Origin of the sequence: Nocardiopsis halotolerans DSM 44410, from assembly GCF_000341065.1 — a bacterium.
In the GTDB taxonomy this organism is placed as follows: domain Bacteria; phylum Actinomycetota; class Actinomycetes; order Streptosporangiales; family Streptosporangiaceae; genus Nocardiopsis; species Nocardiopsis halotolerans.
In genome coordinates, this window is the sequence record NZ_ANAX01000156.1 from 1 (window position 1) to 8321 (window position 8321).

The following is an 8321-nucleotide window of genomic DNA, read 5'->3' on the forward strand; positions in this document are numbered from 1 at the left end:
GGGCCGGCGCGGCGCCACGGCCGACCGCGACCTGGACGCCGTGGTCGCCCTGTTCGAGAGCGCAGCGCGCTACTGCGACCGGCTGCCGCCCGGCAGCCCCGCCGGGTTCCTGGAGGACCTCGCCGCCCAGGAGATCCCCGGCGACAGCCTCGCCGAGCGCGCGCCCGAGGGCGAGGCGGTGCGCATCCTCACCGCCCACCGCTCCAAGGGCCTGGAGTGGGGCCTGGTCGTGGTCGCCGGAGTCCAGGAGGGCGACTGGCCCGACCTGCGGCTGCGTGGCTCCCTGCTCGGCGTGGAGGAGCTCGTCGACGCCGACGTGCACTCCGCCGACTCCTCCGGCGCCGCCCTGGCCTCCAAACTGATGGACGAGGAACGCCGCCTGTTCTACGTCGCCCTCACCCGCGCCCGCCGCACCCTGGTGGTGACCGCCGTGGGCGGGGAGGACACCGACGAGCGGCCCTCGCGCTTCCTCACCGAGATGGGCGTGGGCGAGCCCGAGCCGGTCAGCACCGGCCTGCGCTGGCTGTCCCTGCCCTCGCTCGTCGCCGACCTGCGCTCGGTGGTCACCGATCCCAAGGCTCCCGAACCGCTGCGCGACGCCGCCGCCACCCACCTGGCACGCCTGGCCGAGGAGGGGGTGCGCGGCGCCGACCCCTCGGAGTGGTACGCGCTCACCCCCTTCAGCGACGACCGTCCCCTGGCGGGGCCGGAGGACACCATCCGCGTCTCGCCGTCCCAGGTGGAGAGCTTCACCAACTGCCAGCTGCGCTGGCTCCTCGAACGCGCCGCCGGCGCCTCCTCCGGGGACTCCGCCTCGGCCCTGGGCACCGTCGTGCACGCCGTCGCCGTCCTGGTCGCCCAGGGCAGCGGCCCGGACGAGATCAGCGAGCGCATGGACGAGATCTGGGCCGACCTGGACTTCGGTGGCCCCTGGCAGGCCAGGGCCCAGCGCGACCGCGCCGACACGATGGTCCGCAAGCTCGTCGACTGGGAGGCGGCCAACGACCGCGAGCTGGTCGTCACCGAGGAGGGGTTCCGGGTGGACGTGGGAGGCATCGAGATCACCGGCCGCGTGGACCGCCTCGAACGCGACGACCAGGGGAGGGCCGTGGTCGTGGACATCAAGACCGGAAAGAACAAGGCCGACGACCTGGCCCGCCACCCCCAACTCGGCGTCTACCAGATGGCGGTGCTCAAGGGCGCCTTCGCCAGACTCGGCCTCACCGAACCGGGCGGCGCCTCACTCGTCCAGGTCGGCGAGAAGATCAGGAAGGCCCGGGAACAACCCCAGCCGCCCCTGGGCGAGGACCCCGACCCGGGCTGGGCCGGAACCCTCGTGCGCGAGGTCGCCACCGGTATGGGCGGATCCCGCTTCACCGCCACACGCAACAAGGGATGCAGGTCGTGCGCCGTGCGCGCCTGCTGCCCGGTCCAGGACGAGGGCAGACATGTCTGAAACACGCTCCCACCCCCACCAGCTCCCACCCCGCTCCCACCCCGACCCCGAACCGACCCCCGGACCCCGTCCCCGCTTCTCGCCCCCGGAGCTCGCCCGCCTCCTCGGCCAGCCCGAGCCCACCGCCGAGCAGTCCGAGGTCATCGCCGCCCCGCTGGAGCCCGGCGTGGTCATCGCGGGCGCAGGGTCGGGCAAGAGCGAGACCATGGCCTCCCGCGTGGTGTGGCTGGTCGCCAACGGCCACGTGCGCCCCGAACAGGTCCTGGGCCTGACCTTCACCCGCAAGGCCACCGCCGAGCTGGGCGAGCGCGTGCGCAAGCGCTTGGAACAGCTGCGCGACACCGAGCAGCTGCCCGAGGAGCTGCTCGACGGCGAACCCACCGTGTCCACCTACAACGCCTACGCGGGGCGCATCGTCTCCGACCACGCCCTGCGCGAGGCGGTCGAGCCCACCACACGCCTGCTCAGCGAGGGACAGGCCTGGCAGCTGGCCTCCCGGATCGTCGGCGAGTACGACGGGCCCATGGACCTGATCACCGTCGGGGCCGACACCGTCACCCGCCGGGTCCTGGAACTGTCCGGGCAGATCGCCGACCACCTCACCACCACCGAGCAGGTACGCGGTATCGGCCGGTGGCTGCGCGCGGCCGTCGACGCCCTGCCGCGCAAGCCCACGGTCCCCACCCGCAACCTGCTCAACGCCCAGCTGCGCCGCGAACAGCTCCTGCCGCTCGTGGAGCGCTACGAGCACGCCAAGCACGTCCGTGAGTCCATGGACTTCGGAGACCAGGTGTCCCTGGCCGCGCGCATCGCCCAGAACCACCCGGAGGTCGGCCTCGTCGAGCGGAGCCGGTTCCGCGTGGTGCTGCTGGACGAGTACCAGGACACCAGCCACGCCCAGCTCGTGCTGCTGCGCGCCCTGTTCGGTGAGGGCCACGCGGTGACCGCGGTCGGGGACCCCTGCCAGTCGATCTACGGTTGGCGCGGGGCCATCGCCGCCAACCTGGCCAACTTCCCCAACGACTTCCCGGCCGCTCCGGGCCGGGCCGCGTCCGTGCGCCGCCTGGCCACCAGCTTCCGCAACGGCGAACGCGTCCTGGAGGTCGCCAAGCACATCTCCGAGCCCCTGCGCGCCGAGAGCGCCGAGGTGCCCGTCCTGCACCCCGGGCCGGCCCGACGGGGCCGCGGCACCGTCCGGAGCGGGCTGTTCACCGGGCAGCGGGACGAGGCGGAGTGGATCGCCGAGCGGATCGAGGAGTACCTCAGCGCCGCTCCGGGCGAGCCCGGCGGTGCCGCGACCGCGCCCGACGGGATGCCCTGGCCCCCGGGGGAGTCGGGGAGCGCCGCGGACGGCGGGATCAGCCCCGGCGACGTCGCCGTGCTGTGCCGCAAGCGCTCGCAGTTCCCCGCCCTGAGGGAGGCCCTGGAGGCGCGGAGCATCCCCGTGGAGGTCGTCGGCCTGGGCGGGCTCATGATGGTGCCCGAGGTCCGCGACATCATCGCCACCCTGCGCGTGGTCCACGACGCCTCCGCCGGGAACGAGCTCGCCCGCATCCTCACCGGGCCGCGCTGGCGGATCGGGCCGCGCGACCTGGCAGCCCTCGGCGCCCGCGCGGCCGAGCTGGCCCGCCACACCCGACGCGACCTCACCGCGCCCGACCCCGGTGAGCGGGCCGAGGACGACGTCCTGCGCCGTACCGTCCTGGACCTGACCGCGGAGAGCGGCAGCCTGGTGGACGCCCTGGACGATCCAGGTCCGGCGGAGAACTACTCGGAGGCCGCGCGCGAGCGTCTCGGCCGCCTCGCCGAGGAGCTGCGTTCCCTGCGCAAGCTCATCGGACAGCCGCTCCCCGACCTGGTCACCGAGACCGAGCGGATGCTCGGCCTGGACATCGAGGTGGGCGCCCGCAGCGGCCGCGACCCCCTGTCCGCGCGGGCCGACCTGGACGCGTTCGTCGACCACGCGGTGCGCTTCGTCGGCAGCAGTGAGGACCCCACGCTCGGCAGCTTCCTCAGCTACCTGCGGGCCGCGGCCGAACGGGAGAGCGGGCTGGCCCCCGGTGAGCGGGTGGGCAACAGCGACACGGTCAAGCTCATGACCGTGCACGCCTCCAAGGGGCTCCAGTGGCCCGTGGTGGTCGTGCCCGGCCTGTGCGGCGGAAAGTACGCCCCGATGTTCCCCACGAACCTGTCCGAGGGCGACATGTGGATCAAGGGCGAGCACCTGCTGCCCTACCGGCTGCGCGGCGACCGGCGGAACCTGCCCGAGCTGCTGGCGGTGGACAAGAAGGGCATCGACGCGTTCAAGGAGGCCGAACAGGACCGCCACCTGCTGGAGGAGCGGCGCCTGGCCTACGTCGCCGTCACCCGCGCCTCCTTCGCCCTGCTGTGCACCGGGCACTGGTGGGGGACCGACGCGGCGAGCGAGCGCGGGCCCTCCCCGTTCCTGGAGGAGGTCCGCGAGGTCTGCCGTGACGAGGACGTCGCACGCTGGGAGCCCCGGCCCGACCCCGACGACAACCCGTACGAGGAGGAGGACGACGGCACCGCCGTGTGGCCGCCGGAGGAGCCCGACCCCGGCGCGCCGGGCGGAGGGGACGCCGACGGCGGGGCCGACGGGGACGGGCCGCGTGACCGCCGCGCCGAGATCCTCGCCGGTGCCGACCTCGTCGAGCGCGCCCGCGCGCGCCTGCTCGCGGGGGAGACCGACCCGGACGAGGGGAAGGCCGCACCGCCCGCCGGGCTGCGCCGACGCCTCCAGGGCTGGGAGCGCGACACCGAGCTGCTGCTCGCCCACCGCCGCACCGAGGAGACGGGCACGGGGAACGGCCCGGTCCAGGTCGAACTGCCCGGCCACCTGTCGGTGTCGTCCATGGTGTGGCTGGCCCGCGACCCCTCCGCCCTGGCGCGGCAGATCCGCAGGCCGCTGCCCCGTCCGCCCGCGCCGCACACGCGGCGCGGCACCGCGTTCCACTCGTGGCTGGAGCAGCGCTTCGGTCAGCGCGCCACCCTGCTGGACGAGCTGCCCGGAGCCGCGGACGAGACCGCCGGGGAGGACGAGGACCTCGCCGAGCTCCAGAGCCGCTTCGAGGAGAGCGAGTGGGGCTCACGGATCCCGGTCGAGGTGGAGGTGCCCTTCGAGACGGTCATCGGTGACCGTCTCATCCGGGGCCGCATGGACGCGGTCTTCCACGATCCGGTGTCGGGGCACTACGACGTGGTGGACTGGAAGACTGGTAGCCCGCCCGGCAACGACGCCGAACGCCGCGCCGTGGGCGTGCAGCTGGCCGCCTACCGGCTGGCCTGGGCGGACCTGGCCGGGGTCGAACTGGAGGAGGTACGCGCCGCCTTCCACTACGTGCGGGCCGGGCAGACCGTGCGCCCCGCGGACCTGCTCGACGCCGAGGGCCTGGCGGCGCTGTTCGAGGACCTGCCCGAACCGGGGTGAGCGGACCGGGGAGAGAGGTCCGCCACCCCGTCGGGCCCCCGTCCGTTCACCGGGGTGGTGGACAATGACCCGCGTGTCGATCCCAGGAATCCCCCAGGACAGCGGCGCCCCCGTGCGTGAGGGAGTGCCCGAGCACGGCCGGGTCCCCAAGTACTACGCGGTCCGGATACGGCTCACCGAGCTGGTGTCGGAGCTCGCCGTGGGCCAGACCCTGCCCACCGAGCGGGAGTTGGCCGAGCGTTTCGGCGCGGCTCGCGAGACGATCCGCCAGGCGCTGCGGGACCTGTTGCTGGAGGGCAGGCTGAGCCGTCGGGGGCGCGGCACCGTGGTGGCCGGTCCGAAGCTGGAGCAGCCCCTGTCCCTGGCGAGCTACACCGAGGGCGTGCGCCGCCAGGGGCTGCGTCCGGGACGGACCCTCATCGATCTGCGCAGCTGGCCGTGCCCGCCCCAGCTGGCCGGGGAGCTGCACCTGACTCCGGGGGAGCCGGTCTGGCACATGGAGCGTGTCCTGCTCGCCGACGACGAGCGGGTGGGGCTGGAGTCCACCTACATCGCGGTGGCGCGCGTGCCCCGTCTGGACGTCGACTTCGACCCCGACTCCACCTTCTACGGCTACCTGAGGGACCGGGTCGGCGTCACGTTCGGCGACGCGGAGGAGCGGTTGGAGACCGTGCTGGCCGCGCCGCGCGAGGCCCTGCTCATCGGTACGCCTCCGGCACTGCCCATGCTGTTGATCCACCGGGTCTCGCGGGACGGGGCGGGTCGCCCCCTCGAACGGGTGCGCTCGCTCTACCGGGGCGACCGGTTCAGCTTCACCACCACGCTGTCCGGGGACGGGCGGGAGTAGACCGGCACCACGGGTCCCGACGGTCATGTGGTTACCGCGCTCCGGCCCACTGTCCACGGGGTTTCCGTGGTCATGGGGACTGGTGTTCACGCGGCTCCTGCGTCCTGGGGGTCTCGATGGTCCCGGGATTCCCTGAGGCCACGGGCCTCAGCGGCCATGACCCCGGGTCCCCGGTGCGGTCGGGGCTCCTTGTGCTGACGGGGCTCACGCGGCTACGGGTTCTCTTGGCCGTCACGGTCTCGGAGCACGGGGGAGGAGGTCGCGGAGGACACCTTTTGTATCAAAACGGTAACGTGTCTGGTCCAAAGTTTGGCCCCGGTTCACCGAGGGGTCTCCGCCACGCTCGGTCGCCTCCACCCGCGCCGACGAGCCTCGAACCATGCGAGTGATCATCGTCGGTGCCGGAGTCCTCGGCACCATGCACGCCTGGCACGCCGTCTCCCGTGGCCACGAGGTCGTCCACCTCGAACGCGAGGCGGCGGCCCGCGGCGCCTCCGTCCGCAACTTCGGCCTCGTCTGGGTCGGCGGACGCGCACCCGGCCCGGAGCTGGACGCCGCCCGACGGGCCCGCGTCCTGTGGGAGGAGATCGCCGACCGCGTCCCCGACCTGGGCTTCCGCCCCTCCGGTTCCCTCACCGTCGCCACCACCGACCACGAGATGGCCGTGGCCCGGGCCGCGGTCCGGGCGCCCGACGCCGCCGAACGCGACTACGTCCTCCTCGACCCCGAGCGGACCCGCGAGGTCAACCCGGCCCTGCGCGGTGACCACCTCGGCGCCCTCTGGTGCCGCAGCGACGCCCAGGTCGAGCCCCGCACCGCCCAGGCCGCCCTCCAGACCGAACTCGCCCGCAGCGGGCGCTACACCCTCCTGACCGGACGCGAGGTCCGGGACCTGGCCGGACCGGGCGCCGTCCGCGACGACCACGGACAGGTCCACCGGGGCGACACCGTCGTCCTGTGCACCGGCGCCTGGCTCGGCGGCCTGGTCCGCGAACTCGCCCCCGACCTGCCCGTGCGCCGCGTCCGCCTCCAGATGGCCCAGACCGCGCCTCTGGGCGAGACCCTCACCACCTCCGTCGCCGACGGCGACAGCTTCCGGTACTACCCCGCCTACCGCGGACCCGAACTGGACGCCCTGAACGAGGCGCGGCCCCAGCCGCCCACCGCGCGCGACCACCGCATGCAGCTGCTCATGGTCCAGCGCGCCGACGGCTCCCTGACCATCGGCGACACCCACGAGTACGACGCGCCCTTCGCCTTCGACACCGACGAGGACCCCTACGAGCACCTCTCCGGTGTCGTCGAACGCCTCCTCGGCCGACCGCTGCCACCCATCCGCCGCCGCTGGGCGGGCGTCTACGCCCAGTGCGTCGACCCCTCCCGGGTCGTCCACCGCGCCCCCGTGGGCCCCGACGCCTGGCTGGTCACCGGACCGGGCGGGCGCGGAATGACCTGCTCCCCGGCCATCGCCGAGAACACCGCCAACGAACTGGGCTGGTAACCATGCACTCCACCGCCGCCCCCGCCCCTCCCGTCGAACTCGTCGTCCTGGACATGGCGGGTACCACCGTCGCCGACGACGGCCTGGTCGACGCGGCCTTCGCCGCGGCCCTGCCCGACCACACCCCCGAGGCCGCCGCGTACGTGCGCGCCACCATGGGCGAGTCCAAGATCACCGTCTTCCGCCACCTCTGCGAGGACGAGGACCGTGCCCAGGCCGCCAACCGCGCCTTCGAGGACGCCTACGCACGCCTCGTGGACCAGGGCCGCTGCGAACCCCTGCCCGGGGCCGGAGACGCCCTGCGCGAACTCCGCTGCCAGGGCCGCACGATCGCCCTGACCACGGGTTTCTCCCGGAAGACCCAGGAGCGCATCCTGCGCTCCCTCGGCTGGGAGGACGCCGCCGACCTCGTCCTGTGCCCCGCCGACGCTGGCGGGCGCGGGCGTCCCCATCCCGACATGGTGCTCACCGCCGCCCTGCGCGCCCGGGTCGGCTCCGTGGCCGCCGTCGCCGTCGTCGGCGACACCGCCTCCGACGTCCGCAGCGGCCTGCGCGCCGGGGCCTCGGTCGTCGTCGGGGTCCGCACCGGGGCCCATGAGGAGGACACCCTGCGCGCGGCCGGGGCCACCCACGTCCTGGACGGCGTCGCCGACCTGCCCGGACTGCTCGCGGCACGGGAGGGATGAGCCGTGGGTATCCGCTTCGACCGCGTCAGCGTCGCCTACGGGGAGACCGTGGTCCTGGACGGCCTCGACCTCACCGTCGAACCCGGCGAGTTCATGGCGCTCCTCGGGCCCTCCGGCTCGGGCAAGACCACCGCGCTGCGCGCCGTCGCCGGGTTCGTGCGCCCGGTCTCCGGCCGTGTCCTGCTCGGCGGTCGCGACGTCACCGGCCTGCCTCCCCACCTGCGGGGCGTGGGCATGGTCGTGCAGAGCTACGCCCTCTTCCCCCACATGCGGGTCGACCAGAACGTCGCCTTCGGGCTGAGGGCCCAGGGCGTGCCCCGCAGGGAGATCTCCGGGCGGGTCACCGAGGCGCTGGCCATGACCGGCATGGCGGACTACGCCCG

The 8321-nt window shown here is 74.1% G+C and carries 6 protein-coding genes; all 6 read left to right on the forward strand.

The genetic code is table 11. The features are described from left to right. Window positions 1–1456, forward strand: a 1456-nt coding sequence (locus tag D455_RS0111575) for a PD-(D/E)XK nuclease family protein (RefSeq protein ID WP_017570887.1), incomplete at its 5' end; no start/stop codon positions are given. After that, window positions 1449–4904, forward strand: a complete 3456-nt coding sequence (locus tag D455_RS0111580; RefSeq protein ID WP_017570888.1) for an ATP-dependent helicase — start codon at window positions 1449–1451, stop codon at window positions 4902–4904. The genes D455_RS0111575 and D455_RS0111580, both read left to right, overlap by 8 nt. A 64-nt stretch (window positions 4905–4968) precedes the next feature. After that, window positions 4969–5751, forward strand: coding sequence for a GntR family transcriptional regulator (locus D455_RS0111585; RefSeq protein ID WP_017570889.1), 783 nt, complete (start codon window positions 4969–4971; stop codon window positions 5749–5751). Between the two features lie 385 nt (window positions 5752–6136). After that, window positions 6137–7252 carry a TIGR03364 family FAD-dependent oxidoreductase gene (locus D455_RS0111590; RefSeq protein ID WP_017570890.1) on the forward strand — a complete coding sequence of 372 codons (1116 nt, stop codon included), beginning with the start codon at window positions 6137–6139 and terminating at the stop codon, window positions 7250–7252. 2 nt (window positions 7253–7254) lie between these two features. Next, the gene (locus D455_RS0111595; protein WP_017570891.1) at window positions 7255–7938 is read left to right on the forward strand and encodes a phosphonatase-like hydrolase; all 684 of its coding nucleotides are present in this window, start codon (window positions 7255–7257) and stop codon (window positions 7936–7938) included. Between the two features lie 3 nt (window positions 7939–7941). Next, on the forward strand, window positions 7942–8321 hold a 380-nt coding region (locus D455_RS0111600; RefSeq protein ID WP_017570892.1), incomplete at its 3' end, for an ABC transporter ATP-binding protein.

Bases quoted from the DNA above. Each gene is read 5' to 3' on its own strand.
- D455_RS0111580 (WP_017570888.1), top strand. From the start codon at position 1,449: ATGTCTGAAACACGCTCCCACCCCCACCAGCTCCCACCCCGCTCCCAC.
- D455_RS0111585 (WP_017570889.1), top strand. From the start codon at position 4,969: ATGACCCGCGTGTCGATCCCAGGAATCCCCCAGGACAGCGGCGCCCCC.
- D455_RS0111595 (WP_017570891.1), top strand. From the start codon at position 7,255: ATGCACTCCACCGCCGCCCCCGCCCCTCCCGTCGAACTCGTCGTCCTG.